21 protein-coding genes are annotated in these 18000 nt (G+C 72.1%); 13 read left to right on the top strand and 8 right to left on the bottom strand.

What is annotated here, in order from left to right:
• Positions 1–110: 110 nt before the first annotated feature.
• Positions 111–1070 carry an NADP-dependent oxidoreductase gene (locus tag ACZ5GT_RS06665; protein WP_469015540.1) on the bottom strand — a complete coding sequence of 320 codons (960 nt, stop codon included), beginning with the start codon at positions 1068–1070 and terminating at the stop codon, positions 111–113.
• A gap of 71 nt (positions 1071–1141) precedes the next feature.
• Between ACZ5GT_RS06665 and ACZ5GT_RS06670 the strand changes: the two genes are divergently transcribed.
• The gene (locus tag ACZ5GT_RS06670) at positions 1142–2092 is read left to right on the top strand and encodes a GlxA family transcriptional regulator (RefSeq protein ID WP_469015543.1); all 951 of its coding nucleotides are present in this window, start codon (positions 1142–1144) and stop codon (positions 2090–2092) included.
• Positions 2093–2222: 130 nt separating this feature from the next.
• Complete coding sequence (locus ACZ5GT_RS06675; RefSeq protein WP_469016207.1) at positions 2223–3077, top strand: hypothetical protein; 855 nt, start codon at positions 2223–2225, stop codon at positions 3075–3077.
• A gap of 4 nt (positions 3078–3081) precedes the next feature.
• Here ACZ5GT_RS06675 and ACZ5GT_RS06680 read toward each other — a convergent pair whose 3' ends face one another.
• Both ACZ5GT_RS06680 and ACZ5GT_RS06685 read right to left on the bottom strand, forming a co-directional pair.
• Complete coding sequence (locus tag ACZ5GT_RS06680; RefSeq protein WP_469015546.1) at positions 3082–3645, bottom strand: TetR/AcrR family transcriptional regulator; 564 nt, start codon at positions 3643–3645, stop codon at positions 3082–3084.
• Positions 3642–4004 (bottom strand): DUF1304 domain-containing protein, encoded by a 363-nt coding sequence (locus ACZ5GT_RS06685; protein WP_469015549.1) that lies wholly within the window; start codon positions 4002–4004, stop codon positions 3642–3644. Before ACZ5GT_RS06685 ends, ACZ5GT_RS06680 begins: the two co-directional genes overlap by 4 nt.
• Before the next feature lie 448 nt (positions 4005–4452).
• Between ACZ5GT_RS06685 and ACZ5GT_RS06690 the strand changes: the two genes are divergently transcribed.
• Genes ACZ5GT_RS06690 through ACZ5GT_RS06710 form a run of 5 tightly spaced genes read left to right on the top strand, consistent with a single transcriptional unit; the run spans position 4453 to position 8752 of the window.
• Positions 4453–6135, top strand: a complete 1683-nt coding sequence (locus ACZ5GT_RS06690; protein ID WP_469015552.1) for an ATP-binding protein — start codon at positions 4453–4455, stop codon at positions 6133–6135.
• Between the two features lie 5 nt (positions 6136–6140).
• Positions 6141–6551 (top strand): roadblock/LC7 domain-containing protein, encoded by a 411-nt coding sequence (locus tag ACZ5GT_RS06695; protein ID WP_030043913.1) that lies wholly within the window; start codon positions 6141–6143, stop codon positions 6549–6551.
• On the top strand, positions 6548–6919 hold the full coding sequence (locus ACZ5GT_RS06700) for a DUF742 domain-containing protein (protein ID WP_469015559.1): 372 nt from the start codon (positions 6548–6550) through the stop codon (positions 6917–6919). The genes ACZ5GT_RS06695 and ACZ5GT_RS06700 overlap by 4 nt, the downstream gene beginning before the upstream one ends.
• A complete protein-coding gene (locus tag ACZ5GT_RS06705; RefSeq protein ID WP_469015566.1) occupies positions 6900–7505 on the top strand; it encodes a GTP-binding protein in 606 nt (201 codons plus the stop codon). The genes ACZ5GT_RS06700 and ACZ5GT_RS06705 overlap by 20 nt, the downstream gene beginning before the upstream one ends.
• Positions 7502–8752 carry a cytochrome P450 gene (locus ACZ5GT_RS06710; protein WP_469015573.1) on the top strand — a complete coding sequence of 417 codons (1251 nt, stop codon included), beginning with the start codon at positions 7502–7504 and terminating at the stop codon, positions 8750–8752. Before ACZ5GT_RS06705 ends, ACZ5GT_RS06710 begins: the two co-directional genes overlap by 4 nt.
• Positions 8753–8854: 102 nt before the next feature.
• On the opposite strand, the gene ACZ5GT_RS06715 is transcribed toward ACZ5GT_RS06710, so the two are convergent.
• Positions 8855–10621 carry a hypothetical protein gene (locus ACZ5GT_RS06715; RefSeq protein ID WP_469015578.1) on the bottom strand — a complete coding sequence of 589 codons (1767 nt, stop codon included), beginning with the start codon at positions 10619–10621 and terminating at the stop codon, positions 8855–8857.
• A gap of 482 nt (positions 10622–11103) precedes the next feature.
• On the opposite strand from ACZ5GT_RS06715, the gene ACZ5GT_RS06720 reads away from it, so the two are divergent.
• Positions 11104–11496 (top strand): VOC family protein, encoded by a 393-nt coding sequence (locus tag ACZ5GT_RS06720; RefSeq protein ID WP_324788165.1) that lies wholly within the window; start codon positions 11104–11106, stop codon positions 11494–11496.
• A 111-nt stretch (positions 11497–11607) separates the two neighbouring features.
• Here ACZ5GT_RS06720 and ACZ5GT_RS06725 read toward each other — a convergent pair whose 3' ends face one another.
• Positions 11608–11910: a DUF4235 domain-containing protein gene (locus ACZ5GT_RS06725; RefSeq protein WP_469015582.1), complete on the bottom strand. Its 303-nt coding sequence runs from the start codon at positions 11908–11910 to the stop codon at positions 11608–11610.
• A gap of 37 nt (positions 11911–11947) precedes the next feature.
• Positions 11948–12961 carry a glutathione S-transferase family protein gene (locus ACZ5GT_RS06730; RefSeq protein WP_469015585.1) on the bottom strand — a complete coding sequence of 338 codons (1014 nt, stop codon included), beginning with the start codon at positions 12959–12961 and terminating at the stop codon, positions 11948–11950.
• A 166-nt stretch (positions 12962–13127) separates the two neighbouring features.
• On the opposite strand from ACZ5GT_RS06730, the gene ACZ5GT_RS06735 reads away from it, so the two are divergent.
• Positions 13128–14096 carry a cation diffusion facilitator family transporter gene (locus ACZ5GT_RS06735; protein WP_469015588.1) on the top strand — a complete coding sequence of 323 codons (969 nt, stop codon included), beginning with the start codon at positions 13128–13130 and terminating at the stop codon, positions 14094–14096.
• An 89-nt stretch (positions 14097–14185) separates the two neighbouring features.
• On the opposite strand, the gene ACZ5GT_RS06740 is transcribed toward ACZ5GT_RS06735, so the two are convergent.
• Complete coding sequence (locus tag ACZ5GT_RS06740; RefSeq protein WP_469015591.1) at positions 14186–14632, bottom strand: nitroreductase family deazaflavin-dependent oxidoreductase; 447 nt, start codon at positions 14630–14632, stop codon at positions 14186–14188.
• 288 nt (positions 14633–14920) lie between these two features.
• Between ACZ5GT_RS06740 and ACZ5GT_RS06745 the strand changes: the two genes are divergently transcribed.
• Together ACZ5GT_RS06745 and ACZ5GT_RS06750 are read left to right on the top strand one after the other, a co-directional pair.
• Positions 14921–16120, top strand: a complete 1200-nt coding sequence (locus ACZ5GT_RS06745) for a cytochrome P450 (protein ID WP_469015596.1) — start codon at positions 14921–14923, stop codon at positions 16118–16120.
• 13 nt (positions 16121–16133) lie between these two features.
• Positions 16134–16328, top strand: a complete 195-nt coding sequence (locus ACZ5GT_RS06750; protein ID WP_469015601.1) for a ferredoxin — start codon at positions 16134–16136, stop codon at positions 16326–16328.
• A gap of 2 nt (positions 16329–16330) precedes the next feature.
• On the opposite strand, the gene ACZ5GT_RS06755 is transcribed toward ACZ5GT_RS06750, so the two are convergent.
• Complete coding sequence (locus ACZ5GT_RS06755) at positions 16331–16882, bottom strand: TetR/AcrR family transcriptional regulator (protein ID WP_469016210.1); 552 nt, start codon at positions 16880–16882, stop codon at positions 16331–16333.
• 113 nt (positions 16883–16995) lie between these two features.
• Between ACZ5GT_RS06755 and ACZ5GT_RS06760 the strand changes: the two genes are divergently transcribed.
• Positions 16996–17454, top strand: a complete 459-nt coding sequence (locus tag ACZ5GT_RS06760; RefSeq protein ID WP_469015604.1) for a nuclear transport factor 2 family protein — start codon at positions 16996–16998, stop codon at positions 17452–17454.
• Between the two features lie 9 nt (positions 17455–17463).
• Positions 17464–17991 (top strand): flavoprotein, encoded by a 528-nt coding sequence (locus ACZ5GT_RS06765; RefSeq protein WP_469015607.1) that lies wholly within the window; start codon positions 17464–17466, stop codon positions 17989–17991.
• Positions 17992–18000: the final 9 nt, after the last annotated feature.

Genomic DNA, 18000 nt, shown 5'->3' on the forward strand with positions numbered 1-18000 from the left:
ACCCCCCACCACCCCCCACCCCCCCCCCCCCTCCCCCCCCCCCTCTCCCCCCCCCCCCCCCCCCCCCCCCCCCCCCCCCCCCCCCCCCCCCCCCCCGCTCGGGCTCCGGGTCAGTCCATGAGCAGGACCAGCTTGCCGGTGGTCCGTCCGGTCTCGCCGAGGGCGTGCGCCCGCGCGGCGTCGGTCAGCGGGAAGGTCTCGGCGACGGTGGCGCGGAGCTTGCCGGACTCCACCAGTTCCGCGATCGCCCGCATACCGCTGTGCGAGGCGTCGACCAGCATCCTCAGCGCCCGGACGCCGAGCCGCTCTGCCTCCTCGTAGAACTCGTTCGAACCCACCGGCAGGATGGAGACGACCAGTCCGCCCGGACGCAGCACCCGCAGCGAGCGCGTGGAGGTGTCCCCGCCGATCGTGTCCAGGACGACGTCGACGTCCTTCACGGCCTCGGCGAAGTCCGTCGACCGGTAGTCGATCGCCTCGTCCACGCCGATCCCGCGCAGGAACTCGTGCTTGCCCGCGCTCGCCGTGCCGATCACGTACGCGCCCCGCGCCTTGGCGATCTGCGTGGCCACGTGTCCCACCCCGCCGGCCGCCGCGTGGATCAGCACCCGCTGCCCCTGCCTCAGGTCCGCCGTCTCGACCAGGGCCTGCCAGGCGGTCAGGGAGACCAGCGGCAGGGCGCCCGCCTGGACGTGGTCGACGGAGGCCGGCTTGTGCGCGAAGACGCGGGCGGGAGCGGTGACGTACTCGGCGTGCGATCCGTGTCCGAAGGGGTAGGACAGCATGCCGAAGACCTCGTCGCCGGGCCGGAAGCGGGCGACGCCGATGCCGACCGCCTCGACCACGCCGCACACGTCCCAGCCCAGCACGAAGGGCGGCTCGCCGAGGAAGCCGCCGGTCGCGCGGTGCTTCCAGTCGGTCGGGTTGACGCCGGCGGCGCGGACCCGGACCAGCACCTCGTTGGTGCGTGGCTCGGGCCGGGGCAGCCGCACCTCCTTCAGGACCTCGGGACCGCCGAGGACGTCCTGGCTGATGGCTCGCATCGTGTTCTCAGTGCTCACAGTGCTCATGGTGGACCAGCCTGGTGCGGTCCGCCCGTCAGGAAAATGGCACGATGGTCAATGTTCGATAGGATCGTGCCATGCGACGTGTGGAGCGGGTCGTGGTCCTGGCCCTCGACGGTGTCTACCCCTTCGAACTCGGCATCCCCAGCCGCATCTTCGGCGCCGCCGACGGCCGGTACGAGGTGCTGACCTGCTCCGTGGACGGCCGTCCGGTGCGCACCGCCTCCGACTTCGCCATCACCGTCGAGCACGGTCCGGAGGCCCTGGCGACGGCGGACACCGTGGTGATCGCCTCCGTCGTGCCCTCGGGCATCCCGGCCGAACTGCCCGCCGAGGTCGCCGCCGCGCTCGCGCGGATCCGCCCCGACGCCCGGATCGTCTCGATCTGCACGGCCGCCTTCCTGCTCGCCGCGGCAGGGCTCCTCGACGGCCGGAAGGCCACCACGCACTGGAAGTTGGCCGGCCTGTTCCGGCGCCGGTACCCGCACATCGACCTCGACCCGGACGTCCTCTTCGTCCACGACGGCCGCATCCTCACCTCCGCCGGGGCCGCCTCCGGCGTCGACGTGTGCCTGCACGTGGTGCGCGGCGACCACGGCAGCGATCTGGCCAACTCGGTGGCCCGCAACTGCGTGGTGCCGCCGTTCCGGGACGGCGGCCAGGCCCAGTACATCGAGCAGCCGGTCCCCGCCGGCGACGCCACCGGCACGGCCGCCACCCGGGCGTGGGCGCTGGAGAACCTGGACCGGCCGCTCACCCTGACCGAGCTGGCCGGCCACGCCCGGATGAGCCTGCGCACCTTCGCCCGCCGCTTCCACGGCGAGGTCGGCCTCAGCCCCGGCCGCTGGCTCATCCAGCAGCGCGTCGCCCGCGCCCGCCACCTGCTGGAGTCCAGCGACCTGTCCGTCGACCAGATCGCCGGCCGCGTCGGCTTCGCCACCGGCGCATCCCTGCGTCAGCACCTGCACGCCGCGATCGGGGTCTCCCCGCAGGCCTACCGGCGGACCTTCCAGGCGACCCCGCGATAGCCGCCCCGCCCCGCCCCGCCCCGCCCGTGTCCCGCTCCGCTCCGCCGTGGACGTTCCGGCCCGCCGCGAACGTTCCGTCCGGCCGCCGCGTCGTAGGAGCAGGCAGCGGCGAAAGGACACCGGGGTGGAGATACGCGCGGGGCTCGTGACGGTGGTGGTGCTGGTCGCGTCGGCGGCCGTGGCGTGCGGCGACGGCCGGCCGGATCTGGTCGTCGACGGCACACCGCCGCCGACGCCGTACGACGGCCCGCTGCACCTGCCCGCCCAGCGGGCGGACGAGGCGGGCGGCGTGCGCGGCCTGCCCGGCCTGGCGGGCGCCGCCGGCCGGGCGTTGGAGTGCGACGGGGAGATCTACTCGGGCGGCGCCGCGGAGCCGTGGGGACGGGGCGACGGAGGAACGACGCCGGAGGAGGGCCTGCGGGCCTACTTCGACATGGACCAGCCCGGCGTCCCCCGCCACGGTTACCGCGTGGAGCGCCGGGAGAAGGGCCGCGTGCTGTACTCGTTCGACGTGCACGGCAGGACCAAGGTCGCCGTCGTGGTCGCCGAGGACCGGCCCGGCAGGCCGGGCTGGGGACCGGAGACCAGCGCCTCCTGCGATCCGGCCGAACTGCCGGCGAGCTTCACCGACACCCAGGAGTACGAGGTCTGGACCGACGGGCACGGCGAGCGGGTGCCGGTCGCCCGGATCGGCAGCTTCGCCGGCGCCGCCCACTGCGACTGGCGGAAGGCCCACTTCCTGTCGCTGGGACGGGGCGAGGACGCCAGGACGTACGCCCGGGACCCGGACCGGGTGCTGCCGCGGGGGATGCTCACCTCCCCGTACGACGGTGACGCAACCCTGCCCGCCGGCGCCCGCGACACCGGATACCGCCTGGGGCAGCGGCAGTTGTGGCTGACGGACGACCCGTCCCGGGTGTACGTGCGCACCTCCCGGGGCGTCGAGGCCTGGCCCCGCGTCGAGCCGGGCATGGGCTGCAAATGAGCCGTCAGCGACTGGAGTGCAGCGCGACGAGCAACTGCCACACCTGGTCGGCGATCTCTCCGGCGTCGGCCGCCAGCAGCCCGTGCAGCCAGTCGGCCAGCACCCCGGCGAAGGTGGCGGCCACCGCGGAGGCGACCAGCGGGGCGTCCGCCGCGCCCGCCAACTCCCGTTCGCGCAGACTGTAGGCCCGCAGGTCCCGGTGCAGCACGTGGCCGAGCGGGCCGCCGCCGCCCGGGCTGAGCAGCGCCCGGTACAGGCCGGCCAGCGGGGCGAGCGAGGCGAAGAACTCGCCCAGCGCGGGCGGCGCGTGCACCGGGTCGGGCCTGCCCCGCCAGGAGTGCAGCGCCTCCACCGCCTCCCGTACGACATCCGCGCAGGCGTCCACGGCCAGCGCCTCCAGGTCGGCGTAGTGCAGGTAGAACGTGGCCCGTCCGACGCCCGCCCGGCGCACCAGCGCGGCCACGCCCACGTCCGCCAGCGGCCGCTCGGCGCATTCCGCGAGCAGGGCCGCCCGCAGCCGCGCCCGGGTACGCGCCGCGCGCGGGTCCTGGGGCGCGGCGCGGGTCATCGCGCGACGAGCACGGCGGCCAGGGCCAGAGCTCCGGGCAGCGCCTGGACGACCAGGATGCGCCGATTGGCCGTGGCGGCGCCGAAGACGCCGGCGACCACGACACAGCACAGGAAGAAGACCTGGGCGCGGAATCCGGTCGGATCCGCGGCGATCAGCCCCCAGACCAGCCCGGCGGCGAGGAAACCGTTGTAAAGCCCCTGGTTGGCGGCGAGCGGGGCGGTCGCCCGCGCCATCTCGGGGCCGAACCCGTGCAGCGCCCGGCCGGGCTTGCGCTGCCACAGGAACATCTCCATCACCAGGATGTATGCGTGCAGCGCGGCCACCAGACCGACCAGCACGTGCGCGAGCGTCTCCACGGCGGACTCCTTTTCTTGGACAGGTGTCCATTCTAGCTGGGCAGGTGTCCAGGAAAGCGCCGGGGGGCGGATCGATGTCATGAGTGCCCGCCGACCGCGCTGACCGGCGCATATGCCTCCGCCAACCGCCACGCGCGACCGCCCCGGCGGCGGCGGTCAGGACCCGTCAACGACGGTCAGAGGCGGCCGCGCTCATGGTTACTCTCCGGCAAGGACGCAGGTCGCAATGGGTATTTGTCGACCGCCGGAGCCTGTCCGAGAGTGACGGAACCCTCACTTCCGTCGGGCCGTCAGTTTGATCCTTTCGGGTTCTTACCCGATAAGCTCCCCTCCGTCACTACGAGTTGATGCGACCACCTGTCGCCCTTCTCGTGGTGCGTACTCATGAGTGCGGCCCCCCACGCCTTGCACGCCCCCCGTTCGATCGTGTTGCTTTCGAAGGATGCAGATGGAACTCGCCACTCCGCCGCCGGCGGCGCGGGCCCCTGTCGCCTGGTACAGCTGGTGGCTCATGCCACTGGCTTTAGGCGGCGGGACGGTTGCCGCAACGTTCATGAGCTCCGAGCAGATCGGTGCGGCCGTCGCCGGAGCCGCGGCGACCACCGCCAGCGCCGTGTGCGTACGGCTGCTGCTGCGCACCCGGAGCCAACTCGGCCGTGCGGAGAGCTCCTTCCGCGCCGCCCAGGCCGAGCACTCGCAGCAGTGGCAGCAGCACGTGGCGGGCCTGGAGCGGAAGTTCGCCGCCGAACGCGCCGCCCAGGAGGCGCAGATCGCCGACGGCGCCGGCGCCTACCAGGCGCGACTCGACGGACAGGCCGAGGAATTCGAGGCACGTCTCACCGAGCAGGCCCAGTCCTACGAGGCGCAGCTCGCCGAGCAGGCCGAGGCATGGAAGGAGCGGCTGACCGACCAGCGGGCCGCCGTCTCCCGGCTCGCCGCCGAGCAACTGCCCGAGGCACTCCGGCGACTGCGCGCCGGCGATGCCGTCGAGGACCTGCTGCCGGCCCGTGACCCGCACGCCAAGATCGATGTCGAGCTCCAGGCCGACCTGCGCAAGGTGCTGCGCACCGCGCTCATCGGCGTGGAGGAGGAGTTCAACCGCTCCACCGCCGCCGAGCAGGCCGTCATCAGCATCGGCAACCGCATCCACGTGCTGACCAGCAAGCTGCGTGGCCGGCTGCACGAGATGCAGGGCGAGCACGGCCGGCTGCCCTCGGTGGCCCGTGGTCTGATGCAGCTCGACCAGGAGATCGGCCCCGCCGACTGTCTCGCCGCCAGCATCGGCGTGCTGGGCGGATCCGACCGTCCGGGCCGGCAGTGGCAGGAGCCGCAGCGGCTGCTGAGCGTGGTGCGCGGCGGCATCGGCCGGATCAAGGACTTCCACCGGGTCGACGTGCGTCATCTGCCCGAACTCGGCGTCGACGGCGGTCTGGTGGACCACCTCACCCTGATCTTCGCCCACCTCCTGGACAACGCGGCCCGCTACTCGCCGCCCACCGAGCCGGTCGTCGTCTCCGGCAAGGAGGTGCCGAACGGTGTCGGCATCGAGATCCAGGACTCGGGCAAGGGGCTGAGCGAGGAGAAGAAGCGCGAGGCCGAACAGGCCCTCGCCGGCACCGGGGAGGGGCCGGGACTCGGCGGCGTCTCCGAGGACGCCACCATCGGTCTGCGTGTCGTCGGCGCCCTCGCCCGCCGCTACGGCGTCCGCGTCACCTTCGCGGACTCGCCCTGGCTCGGCACGTCGGTAGTGGTCGTGGTCCCGCACAAGTACTTCAGCCCGCTGCCGGCGGCCGTCACGGCCACCCCCGCTCCGGCCGTCCAGGCCACGCAGTCCGCCACGGCCGCGCCGTCCCAGGAGGCGGCCGTCCCCACGATCGTGGCGGCGCCCGCCGAGGCCGTGGACACCACGCCCGGCGGACTGCCCCGTCGCCGCAGCAGGCGGGACGCACAGGCGCAGTCGGTCCAGCGCACCGAACGGACCGACGACACGACTGTCGCCGCCGTTCCGCCGGACGCGTCCTTCGCCGGCCTCGCCGCCTTCGCCACCGCCGGACGCGAGTCCGTCGAGGCCGGAGAAAGGCCGACCGCCGGACGCGAGTCCACCGAGCACCGCACTGAAGAGAGCGACTAGTCCACATGACGCAACAGGGAACCGACGTGAGCTGGGCGCTCCGTGATCTCGTGGAGTCCATCCCGGAGATCCGCTTCGCCCTCGTGGCCTCCAGCGACGGCAAGGCCATCACCTCTTTTGGCGCCGAAGACCCCGACGACGTCGACCGCTTCGCCGCCGTCGTGGCCGGCCTGCAGGCACTGGCCCAGCCGGTCGCCGAGCAGTTCCCCAAGTACGCGGGGCAACTGCGGCTGGCCATGATCGAGGTCGACGGCGGGCACCTCTTCGTCGTACGCGCCGGTGTGGAGACGTATCTGGGCGTCCTTGCCAGGGAGGGCCTCGACCAGGGCCTCCTGGGACACCAGATGCGGGACCTGGCCCGCAGGATGGGTGAGCTCCTCGGCACCACTCCGCGCCTGGAGGAGCACTCTGGATGAGTGCTCCCCGCCGGCCCACGGACCCGTCCGGTCTCGAGCGCTACTACGTCCTCACCCGAGGACGTAGCGGACCGGGCGGTTCGGCGTCGAGCCTCGACGTGGCGACCCTCATCGTCTCCCTCACCGCCCCCGTACCGGGCATGCAGCACGAGCACGAGGAGATACTCCGGCGCTGCCGCGATCCGCTGTCGGTGGCCGAACTCGGCGCCCACCTCGGATTGCCCTTCAACATTCTCGCGGTGCTGCTGGCCGATCTGCTCGAGGCAGGCCGCGTCGAAGCCCGCGACCCCATCCCGGCGCACGCCGTCGGCCGCGGGCCCGACCTCGCGCTCCTTGAGGAGGTACTCAGTGGACTTCAAAGGCTTTGACCACCCCGGCCGGCCGGACGCCGGAGGCACCCGCTCGGTGAAGGTGATGATCGCCGGCGGCTTCGGCACCGGGAAGACCACGATGGTCCGCTCGGTCAGCGACATCAAGCCGCTGACCACCGAGGAGACCCTCACCCAGGCGAGCGCCGACGTCGATCACCTCATCGGTGTCACCGACAAGACGCAGACCACCGTCAGCCTGGACTTCGGCAAGATCAGCCTCAACGACAGCCTGATGCTGTACCTGTTCGGCACCCCCGGGCAGGAGCGCTTCTGGTTCCTGTGGAACGGCCTGTTCAAGGGCGCGCTCGGCGCGGTCGTCCTGGTCGACACCCGGCGTCTGGCCTCCAGCTTCAGGGCGATCGAGGAGATGGAGCGCCAGAACGTCCCCTTCGTGGTGGCCCTGAACGTCTTCCCGGACTCCAAGGACTACCCGGTCGACGAGATACGGGACGCCCTGGACATCCCCCCGCACACCCCGGTCGTGTCCTGCGACGCCCGTGACCGGGCCTCCAGCCGTGACGTGCTCGTCGCGCTGATCCGTCATCTGAAGGACCGCTCCGCCGTCGCCCTGGAGCCGCGATGAACGACCAGACCTTAAACGGCCCCGACACCCCACGCGGCTGCCCCGTCGCACACGGCGGGGCCGAACTCATGCGGCTGTACGGCCCGGAAGCGGCCACCGACCCGCAGGCCATCTACGAGCGGCTGCGCAAGGAGCACGGCCCGGTCGCGCCGGTGCTGCTGGAGGGCGACGTGCCGGCCTGGCTGGTGCTCGGCTACCGCGACAACCGGCGGGTGCTGGACAACCCCCGTCAGTTCAGCCGGGACGCCCGCATCTGGCGGGACTGGCGGGAGGGCCGTGTCCCGGAGACCTCGCCGCTGGTGCCGATGGTGGGCTGGCGGCCCGACTGTGTCTCCCAGGACGGGGAGCCGCACCGCAGGCTGCGCGGGGCGGTCACCGACGGACTCCTGGCCGCCTCCGGCCGCGGTATCCGGCGGCACGCCACGTACTTCGCGAACAAGCAGATCGACGCGTTCGCCGACGCGGGGCGCGCCGACCTGGTGGCGGACTACGCCGACTACCTGCCGATGCTCGTGCTCACCCGGATCCTGGGCCTTCCCGCGGCGGACGGCCGGCTCCTGGTCGAGTCCTGCGCCCAGGTCTTCAAGGGCGGCGAGGACGCCCTGGTGCACAACGACCGCATCATGCAGATCCTGGGCGAACTCGCCCAGCGCAAGCGGTCCGAACCGGGTGCGGACTTCACCACCGCCCTGCTGGAGCACCCGGCGGCCCTGGACGAGGACGAGATCGTCAGCCATCTGCGCCTGGTGCTGATCGCCGCGCACACCACGACCAGCAACCTGCTGGCCCGGGTGCTGGAACTGCTCCTCACCGACACGGCGCGGCTGTCCGGGGTGATCGGCGGTCAGCTGAACGTGTCGGCCGTGGTGGAGGAGGTCATGTGGGACACCCCGCCGCTGGCCGTCCTGCCGGGGCGGTTCGCCGCCAGCGACCTGGAGCTCGGCGGGCACCACATCGAGGAGGGCGACCTGCTCCTCCTCGGCCTCGCCCCCGGCAACGTCGACCCGGAGATCCGGCCCGCCGACGGAGTCGCGCTCCAGGGCAACCAGTCGCACCTGGCCTTCAGTTCCGGTCCGCACGAGTGCCCCGGGCAGAGCATCGGCCAGTCCATCATCGAGATCGCGGTGGAGGTCCTGCTGCACCGGCTGACGGGGCTGCGACTGGCCGTGCCGCCGGAGGAGCTCAACTCGACCGCCTCCACCTGGGAGTCCCGACTGGACAGTCTGCCGGTCGAGTTCGCCGTCTAGGGCCACCTCGGGGGACCGCTGCCCGGCCGGGTGACCGGCTGGGCAGCGCCGTACGCCGGCTCACCCGCGCGGCGTCCGGGCGTCCGGAACGGGATCGGGGCGTCAGCCGTCGAGCCAGTCGCCCGTCACGCCCGTGGGGTGGTATCCCGTGGCGTTCCAGAGGAAATGCGGGTGGGCGCAGGCGAACATGTAGGCCAGCAGCGTGGTGTCCTCCCGCCCGGTCTGCGGGTCGTGCAGGGCGTGGAATCGTTCGGCGCCCACCGCGCCGGCGTCTTCCTGGACCTGACGGGCGCGCTCCTTGGTCGGGGCGGCGATGGATGCCTCCACGCCGGCGATGTAGGTGCGGCGCAGGATCTCCCAGGTGCTGTCGATGTTGCCGTACCAGGGGCCGTGCAGTGCTTCGAAGGCGTGAAGTTCGGCGTCGAACAGGGCCCATGCCTGCGGGTGTCGGTCTCTGCAGCGTGCGGACAGCTCGGCGGTCCGGGGGCTCAGCGCCGCCGCGGTGGGCCGCGGGCCGATGGTGAGGGTGGTGCCGTCGGTGAGGATGCCGGCGCAGGAGTTGGGCTGCAGGTCGCACAGCGGGCAGGCCTCGGCCGCGGGGAGACCCTGGGTGATGCCGTCGAACCACAGGGCGTGGCGGCCGGTGAGCCCCATCCAGACGATGGTGGTGGTCATCAGCCAGGTGTTCCACATCGAGGGATGCGCCTCGGGCGTGCAGCCGTACTTGACGAGGGCTATCGCGCAGGCGGCGTAGAGGGCCTTGGTGTGGGTGGGCATGTCGGCGAGCCAGAAGTTGCTTATCTCGCCGGTGAGGGCGTCGGCTCGTACGTCGGCCATGTCGTCGATGACGCGGCACAGCAGCAGCGAGGCGAGGTGCTCCTCCTGCCAGAGTTCCGTGTCGGGCGAGACGTGCCAGAACAGGCAGTCCAGCATCTGCAGGATCGAGTAGGTGTTCTGGTCGAGCGGGTTGGACTGGGGGAGCGTGACGCTGCCCGTGTGGTGCTGCTGGAGCCAGTACTCGTCGACGGACCGCTTGTGGGCCGCGAAGAGTCCGCAGACCAGGGCCCGTGCGCTGTTGGTGCTGAAACTCTCGGTCAGGCGGCCTTCGACGAGTCGGGTGAGGCTCGCGGTGTCGATGGTGTCTATCACGCGTTTGTACTCGTGGAAGACGAGGATGTCGTCCTCGAAGCGGTGGCGGTGGCCGAGGTCTCGTTCCAGGTCGTTCATCTGCCGGGTCCAGGACCATCCACCGGTCAGGACGCTGTCGAGTTCCCGGCGGTAGGGCCAGGTCTTGACGGTGAGGGGACGACCGGCGCTCTGCCGCCAGTCGTAGTCCTCCAGCGTGCGTGCCGGGGGCGACGGCAGCCGACTGCACAGAGGGCAGGCGCAGGCGGTTTCCCGCTCCTGCTCGCGCGGCGGCACGAGTGCCCGGCTCCGCCAGGCCCCTTCCAGCATCATGCAGGTCAGCCGGCAGAGCTCGACATCGGTGGCGACCTGGGGGAAGGCCGTCTCGATCAGGCGCAGGCCGGCCTCCAGCCGCTCCAGCCTGGCGTAGCCCTCCTCATCGGGCGGGAGGAACGCGCGCGGCGCCAGACGCAGGGCTCCCTCCACCCACAGCGTGGTGCCGGACCCGGGGGCCCCGAGCGCCCCGAGTGCGTCCAGCCGCTGCTGAAGGGCGTTCTGCCAGCTTCGGTACTGCTCCGTGCTCCCGTTGACGCGGTTCACCAAGAGTCGGGCCAGGGCGGTCCCCGCCTCCGCGGGCTGGAGCGGGGCGCTCGGCTGCGCGGGCTGGAGCGGGGCGCTCGGCTGCGCCGGAAGCAGGCTGTCGGCGGGCGCCTTCGGAACTGCGCCTACGACTCGAGGTTTCACACCGGTTTCCCTTCGAACTGTGTTCCTGGCAACGGAGTCGGTCGGCCGATGTCGGTCGGCCGGTCGAGTCCGGGAAGTTCCCCCGGCCGTACGCGCGGACGGTCCCGGGACCGCCCGCACGCTCGAACTGGGCTTCGCAATAGGAAAGTTGAATCGACAAACGGTACGAGGCTGCCCAGCGCGTAAATGATCAACACGTTACCTGGCGGTGATGTTCGTTACTGCCCGAGCCTCCTGAGTTGCGTAAACTCCCGCCCTTCCCGCCGGTCGACGGGCGCGCGTCCGTCCTTCCCGCAGTTCGACGAGCGGGCGTCCGGCCGCGCCGGATCCAGGCCCGGCGTGCGGCCGGCGAACTGGAGGGGGTGAACCGGCGTGTGAGGGACGGCCGTTGGCCGCCGACTGAATCAACCGCGCCGGGATATCCGCAAGGTACCGGCGGCGGGATGGCGAACGCCCGCGCCCCGAACCCTTTCGGAGGAGACATGGCACTGGTGAAAGCGGGCGTCGTGGTGCTCGACTGCGCAGAACCCGAGCGGCTCGCCGTGTTCTACCAGGAGCTTCTGGCGGGCGAGCAGACCGACGCGACCGCCAACCGCGTGGAGATCAGGAGCGCCGACGGCTTCCGGCTCGCGTTCCGTCGCGACGTCAACGCGACACCGCCGAGCTGGCCGCGCCCGGAGAACTCCCTCCAGGCCCATCTGGACTTCGTGGTGGAGGACCTGGACACGGTCGAGCGCAAGGTGGTCGAGCTCGGCGGCCGCCCACTGGAGACGCGGGACGCGTCGGGCCCGTTCGAGGAGCGCGGCTACGCCGATCCGGCCGGCCACACCTTCACCCTGCGGCGCGTCCCGTCGACCGCGCCGAAGCAGGGCTGAGGCCTGTCGCGGAGGCGGCGCCGTCGCGGCGGGCGCCACTTTCGCGGCAGGCCCCGAGCCGCGGGCACGTCCGGCCCGCGGCGCCGGGGAGACTCCGCTCAGTCGCGGCCGTCAGTCCCGGCCGCCCTTGTCGGTGGCCGGCCATACGCCGGTCGAGCGTTCGACGGCCTTGGCGCCCGCGCGGTCGGCGGCGCTGCGCACCACGGCGAAGAGGGCGCCCTGGACCGCGGCGGCGAGCAGCACCTCTCCCCAGCCCCGGTCGCGGTCCAGCGCGTCGGGCGCGTCCTCCTCGTGCCGGACCGCCATCCACACCTTGCGGAAGGCGACCCCCGCGAGGGCGCCGCTCGCCCAGCCCAGGGCGAAGCCGAGCGGCTTGTAGGCGAGGGGCAGTTTGAGCTTCTTCTTCTTCTTCACGTGTCTCTCCTTCAGTGGATCAGGGCCTTGTCGTGGGTCAGGGCCGTCCCCGTGCCGGAACCTCCTCGTCGGCCGGCACGGGGCCCGGCGGGGTGCCGTCGCCGAACGGGCGGCCGCCGAGTTCCTCCCGGTGGTGCGGGGCGAGCCAGCCGGACAGATCCGGCCCCAGGGGCACGATCCTGGTCGGGTTGATGCCGGTGTGCACCTGGTGGTAATGCCGCTTGATGTGGTCGAAGTCGACGGTGTCGCCGAAACCGGGGGTCTGGTAGAGGTCGCGGGCGTACGCCCACAGCACCGGGTTCTCCGACAGCTTCCAGCGGTTGCACTTGAAGTGACCGTGGTAGACGGCGTCGAAACGGACCAGCGTGGTGAACAGCCGGATGTCCGCCTCGGTGATCGTGTCGCCGACGAGGTAGCGCTGCCGGGCCAGCCGGTCCGCCAGCGCCTCCAGCCGCCTGAAGACGCCGGCGCACGCCGCCTCGTACTCCTCCTGGCCGGTCGCGAAGCCCGCCCGGTACACGCCGTTGTTGACGTCCTCGTAGACGTCCGCCATCACCGCGTCGATCTCGTCGCGCCGGCCCCGCGGGTACAGGTCGGGAGCGCCCTCGCGGTGCAGAGCCGTCCACTCGGTGGCGAAGTCCAGGGTGATCCGCTGGTAGTCGTTGGTCACCAGCATCCCGCCGGTCACCTCCACGATCGCGGGCACGCTCACCCCGCCCGGGTAGTCCGTCTCCCGCCGGTCGTAGGCCTCGCTCAGGTAGCGGATGCCGAGGACGGGGTCGCGCCCGTCCGGGTCCAGGGTGAAACGCCAGCTGCGGTCGTCCTGCACGGGATCGGCGACGGCGAGCGAGAGCGCCTCCTCCAGGCCGAGCAGGCGCCGCGAGACCAGCGCCCGGCTCGCCCACGGGCAGGCCCGGCTGACCACCAGCCGGTAGCGTCCCGCCTCCACCGGCCAGCCGTCGCGGCCGTCGGCGGTGATCCGGTCGGCGAAGTGGCTCCTGGACCGTTTGAACGGCTTGCTGCCGTAGGCGCTGTTGCCGCCACCTGCCATGGATGCCTCCTCCTGACGCACCTGCTCCTGACGAACGTGTTTCCCGTCGTTCCCCGTGATTCCCCTCAGTTCCCCGGAGTTCCCCCGAGTACTGGGGGTTCCCGTGGTTTCCCGAATCGTGCCTCCCACACGGTATGCGCGGCGCGGAGCGGGGCAGTCGGCGAAGGTGAGCGGGACATCATCGGAAAACAAGGCAGACCGTCGGACACGCGTCACCGTGCTGGTGGCGCTGATGGCGAACCTGGTGATCGCCGTCGCCAAAGCCGTGGGGGGACTGCTCGCCGGATCACCGGCCCTGCTGTCGGAGGCGGCGCACTCGGTGGCCGACAGCCTGAACGAGGTCTTCCTGCTGGCCGCGCTGCGGCGCAGCCGCCGCCCGGCCGACGAGCGACACCCCTTCGGCTACGGCAAGGAGCGGTTCTTCTGGTCGCTCCTCGCCGCCGTCGGCATCTTCGTGATGGGCGGCTGCTTCTCCGTCTTCCAGGGCTTCGAGGCGCTGCACAACGGCGCCGAGGAGAAGCTGAGCGGATACGTGGCCGGACTGATCGTGCTGGGGGTCGCCTTCCTCGCCGAGGGCGTCTCCCTGCTGCGCGCCCTGCACCAGGTGCGGCGGCAGGGCGGCAGCAGCGGTCTGCGCGACCCGGCGCTGCGCACGGTGGTCGCCGAGGACGGCACCGCGGTGCTCGGCGTGACGCTGGCCGCCGTGGGCATGGCGCTGCACATGGTGACCGGGCAGGTCGTGTGGGAGGCGTCCGCCTCGTTCGCCATCGGGGCGCTGCTCGTCTTCGTCGCCTACCACCTCGGCCGGGAGGCCCGCGACCAGCTGATCGGTGAGGCCGCCGACCCCGAGTCGGCGGACCGCATCCGGTCCCTGCTGGCGGCGGAGCCCGAAATCGACAGCGTGGAGGCGCTGTTCACAATGAAGACGGGCCTCGACACGGCCCTGGTGGCCGCCCGCGTCGACCTGATGCCCGGCCTGGACAGCGAGCGGTTGGAGGAGGTCGCGGTGCGGATCAAGCGCTCCCTCGCGCAGGCCGTGGCGGAGGCGGACCAGATCTTCCTCGACATCACCGACCGGGCGGCGCGGGAGGCACGAGAAAGCCCCGCCGCGACGGGGGAACGCGGCGGGGCCTGACACCCACGTGCCCGGTGGTGCGGGATTCATGCGGTCCCCGCGGAAGAATCTTCCGCGGGGACCGTTCACGTCAGCGGGGACCGTTCACATCACCCGTCGGCCGGTTCCAGCACGAACACCGGGATCTCGCGTTCGGTCTTCTTCTGGTAGTCGGCGTACGGCGGGAACGCCGCCACGGCCCGCTCCCACCACTCGGCCTTCTCCGCGCCGCTGACCTCACGGGCGACCATGTCGCGCTTCACCGGCCCGTCCTGGAGCTCGACGTGCCGGTCCTTCCTGACGTTGTGGTACCAGACCGGGTGCGTGGGCGCTCCGCCCATCGAGGCGACCACCGCGTAGCGCCCCTGGTGCTCGACGCGCATCAGCGGCGTCTTGCGGATCTTGCCGCTCGTGGCGCCGCGGGTGGTGAGCACGACGACGGGCAGCCCGGTGTCGCGCAGCGTCGTCCCCTCGGTGCCGCCGGAGCTCTCGTACAGCTCCACCTGCTCGCGCACCCACTGGGTCGGGCTGGGTTCGTACTCTCCCTCAAGAGGCATGGCATCCGTCCCATCGTCCGGTCGTACGGCTGACTCGCACCGGGCCTCGACACCGGTGCGTGAGGTGTCTATCCTGGTTCATTGCTGTTTATCCACCTTCGTTACCTTTCGTCCGTAATTCATCCTTCCGGTGAACCGCTGACAGGAGTGCGGAAACGGCCGGGCGACCGGCGATCCCCGGCCAGAATTCGCGCGCCGTTGATCTGGCCGAACTTCTCGTGGCCCCTTGGATGCACGGGGCATCTAATGAGGGTCTGCACGACGCGCCCATCGTCTGCGAGGTCTTCCATGACGGAAACCGAACCCGTCGTCTTCCCCCAGGACAGGACCTGTCCCTACCACCCGCCCGCCGCCTACGAGCCCCTGCGCGCCGCGCGCCCGCTGGCCCGGGTCACACTCTACGACGGCCGGCCGGCCTGGCTGGTGACAGGGCACGCGCTCGCCCGCGAACTCCTGTCCGACCAGCGCCTGTCGGCGGAACGCACCCACCCCGACTTCCCGTCCCCCACCGAGCGTTTCGAGGCCGCCAGGAAGCGGAGGATCGCGCTGCTCGGCGTCGACGACCCCGAACACCGCACCCAGCGGCGCAGGATGATCCCGGACTTCACCCTCCGGCGGGCCGCCGCACTGCGCCCACGCATCCAGCGGATCGTCGACGAACGGATCGACGCCCTGATCGCCCAGGGGCCGCCCGCCGAACTGGTGAACGCCTTCGCGCTCCCGGTACCGTCCATGACGATCTGCGCGCTGCTCGGAGTGCCCTACGCCGACCACGAGTTCTTCGAAGGGCAGTCGCGGCGGCTGCTGCGCGGCCCGACGGCCGCCGACATAGCGGACGCGCGTGACCAACTGGACGCGTACTTCGAGGAGTTGATCGACCACAAGCAGCAACAGCCGGAACCTGGAGACGGCGTGCTCGACGAACTCGTCCACCAGCGGCTGCGCGCGGGGGAGATGGACCGCGAGGAGGTCGCCTCCGTGGCGACCGTCCTGCTGGTCGCCGGTCATGAGACGACCGCCAACATGATCTCCCTCGGCATGTTCACGCTGCTGCGGCACCCGCGGCGGCTGGCCGAGCTGCGCGCGGACCCCGGGCTGCTGCCCGCCGCGGTGGAGGAGCTGCTGCGCCTGCTGTCGATCGCCGACACGCTGGCGCGCCTGGCGACGCGGGACATCGAGGTGGCCGGGACGACGATCCGGGCGGGCGACGCGGTGCTCTTCTCGACCACGATCGTCAACCGCGACGAGGACGTCTACGGCGATCCGGACGTCCTCGACTTCCACCGCCCGGCCCGCCATCACGTCGCGTTCGGCTTCGGCATCCACCAGTGCCTCGGCCAGAACCTGGCCCGCGCGGAGATGGAGATCGCCTTCGGCGCCCTGCTGGCCCGGCTGCCCGGCCTGCGCCTCGCCGCCCCGGCGGAGGAGATCCCCTTCAAGCCCGGCGACACCATCCAGGGGATGCTGGAACTCCCCGTTGCCTGGTGAGGGGTTGAAGGCCGTGCGCATCGACATCGACAAGGACGTCTGCATCGGCGCGGGCCAGTGCGCCCTGGTCGCCCCGGAGGTGTTCACCCAGGACGACGACGGCCTCAGCGCCCTGCGGCCGGGGCGCGAGGACGGCGGCGGCGACCCGATGGTGCGGGAGGCGGCGCGGGCCTGCCCGGTGGGCGCCGTCACCGTGTCCGGAGACTGAGTTCAGCGGGCCCGCAGCAGCAGGCGCGCCGTCTCGCGCGCCTCCCGCGCGGGCTGCGCGCTGCCCGTGATGCCGGCCGTCACCATGGCGCCCTCGGCCAGCAGGAACAGCTGCCCGGCGAGCGTGCCGGGCAGCCCGGCGTCCGCCACCAGCCCGGCCAGGTACCCGCGGAACGCCTCCTTGTGCGCGCGGACCTGGGCGGCCACCCGGGGTGACGTGGCGCCCAGTTCGCCGTAGGAGTTGATCCAGGCGCAGCCGCGGAAGCCGTCCTCGCCGAACCACTCCTGGAGCCAGTCGAAGACCGCCAGGATCCGCTCCCCGGGGTCCTCGCGGCGCTCGACGTACGCGGCCAGCCGCCCGCGCCAGCGCTCGTCGCGCCGCTCCAGGTACGCCTCGACCAGTTCCTCCTTCGCCGGGAAGAGCTGATAGAGCCGCTTGAGCGACAGGCCGCAGGCGCCGCGGATCTCGTCCATGCCCACGCACTGGACGCCCCGCCCGTAGAAGAGCCGCTCCGCGGCGTCCAGCGCCTGCTCCCGGGCGGCTGCGCTGTCCATGACGGCCATGTCCGTACGACCTCTCCTTGACGTGAGAACGAGCGTTCTCCTACGGTAGCAGTCAGGCGTGAGAACGAGCGTTCTCCGCTCCGTGTCCGCCGAGGAGGAGACCCATGACCGACCGGCCGCCCCTGCCCCCGTTCACCCGTGAGACCGCCGCGCAGAAGGTCCAGGCCGCCGAGGACGCCTGGAACACCCGTGACCCGCACCGGGTCGCGCTCGCCTACTCGGAGGACTCGGTGTGGCGCAACCGCGACACCTTCCTCACCGGCCGCGCCCGGATCGTCGAGTTCCTGACCCGCAAGTGGGAGCGCGAACGGGACTACGCGCTGCGCAAGGACCTGTGGGCGTTCGACGGCAACCGCATCGCCGTCCGCTTCCAGTACGAGTCCCGGGACGCCGACGGCCGCTGGTGGCGCTCCTACGGCAACGAACTGTGGGAGTTCGACGAGCACGGCTTGATGACCCGGCGCGAGGCGAGCATCGACGACGTGCCCATCTCGGAGGAGCAGCGCCGCATCCGCGGCCCGCGGCCCGAGGCCGAGCGCGGGACGTCCTTCCCGCTTCAGTAGGGTTCCGGGGTGATCGAACAGGACCCGAAGCCCTTCCTCTACGTCGTGGTCTGCGCCGCCGGGATCGCCGCCGGCGTCGGCGGGCTGATCGCCGCCGCGCGGGAACGGGGCTGGGAGGTCGGGGTGATCGCGACGCCGGTCGCGATGAACGGCTTCTTCGACACGGCGGACGTCGAGACCCGGACCGGCCGCCCCATCCGCTCCGCCTGGCGCACCCCCGGCGATCCGCGCCCGTTCCCGCCGCCGGACGCGGTCGTGGTCGCACCCGCCACCTTCAACACCGTCAACAAGTGGGCGGCGGGCCTCGCCGACACCCTCGCCGTCGCCACCCTCTGCGAGGCCTGCGGCCTGGGTGTCCCCGTCGCCGTACTGCCGTGCGTGTCCGACGCGTTGGCCGCCCACCCCGCCTATCAGGACAGCCTGATCCGGCTGCGCGCCATGGGCGTCCGGTTCGGCGAACCGTACTCCGGCGAGCCAGACGGCGTGCGGCCGGAGTTCGGCTGGGAGCGGGCCCTGGACCTGGTCGAGCGGGGGTGACGGCGGCGC

This window comes from Streptomyces sp. NPDC031340, assembly GCF_055569945.1.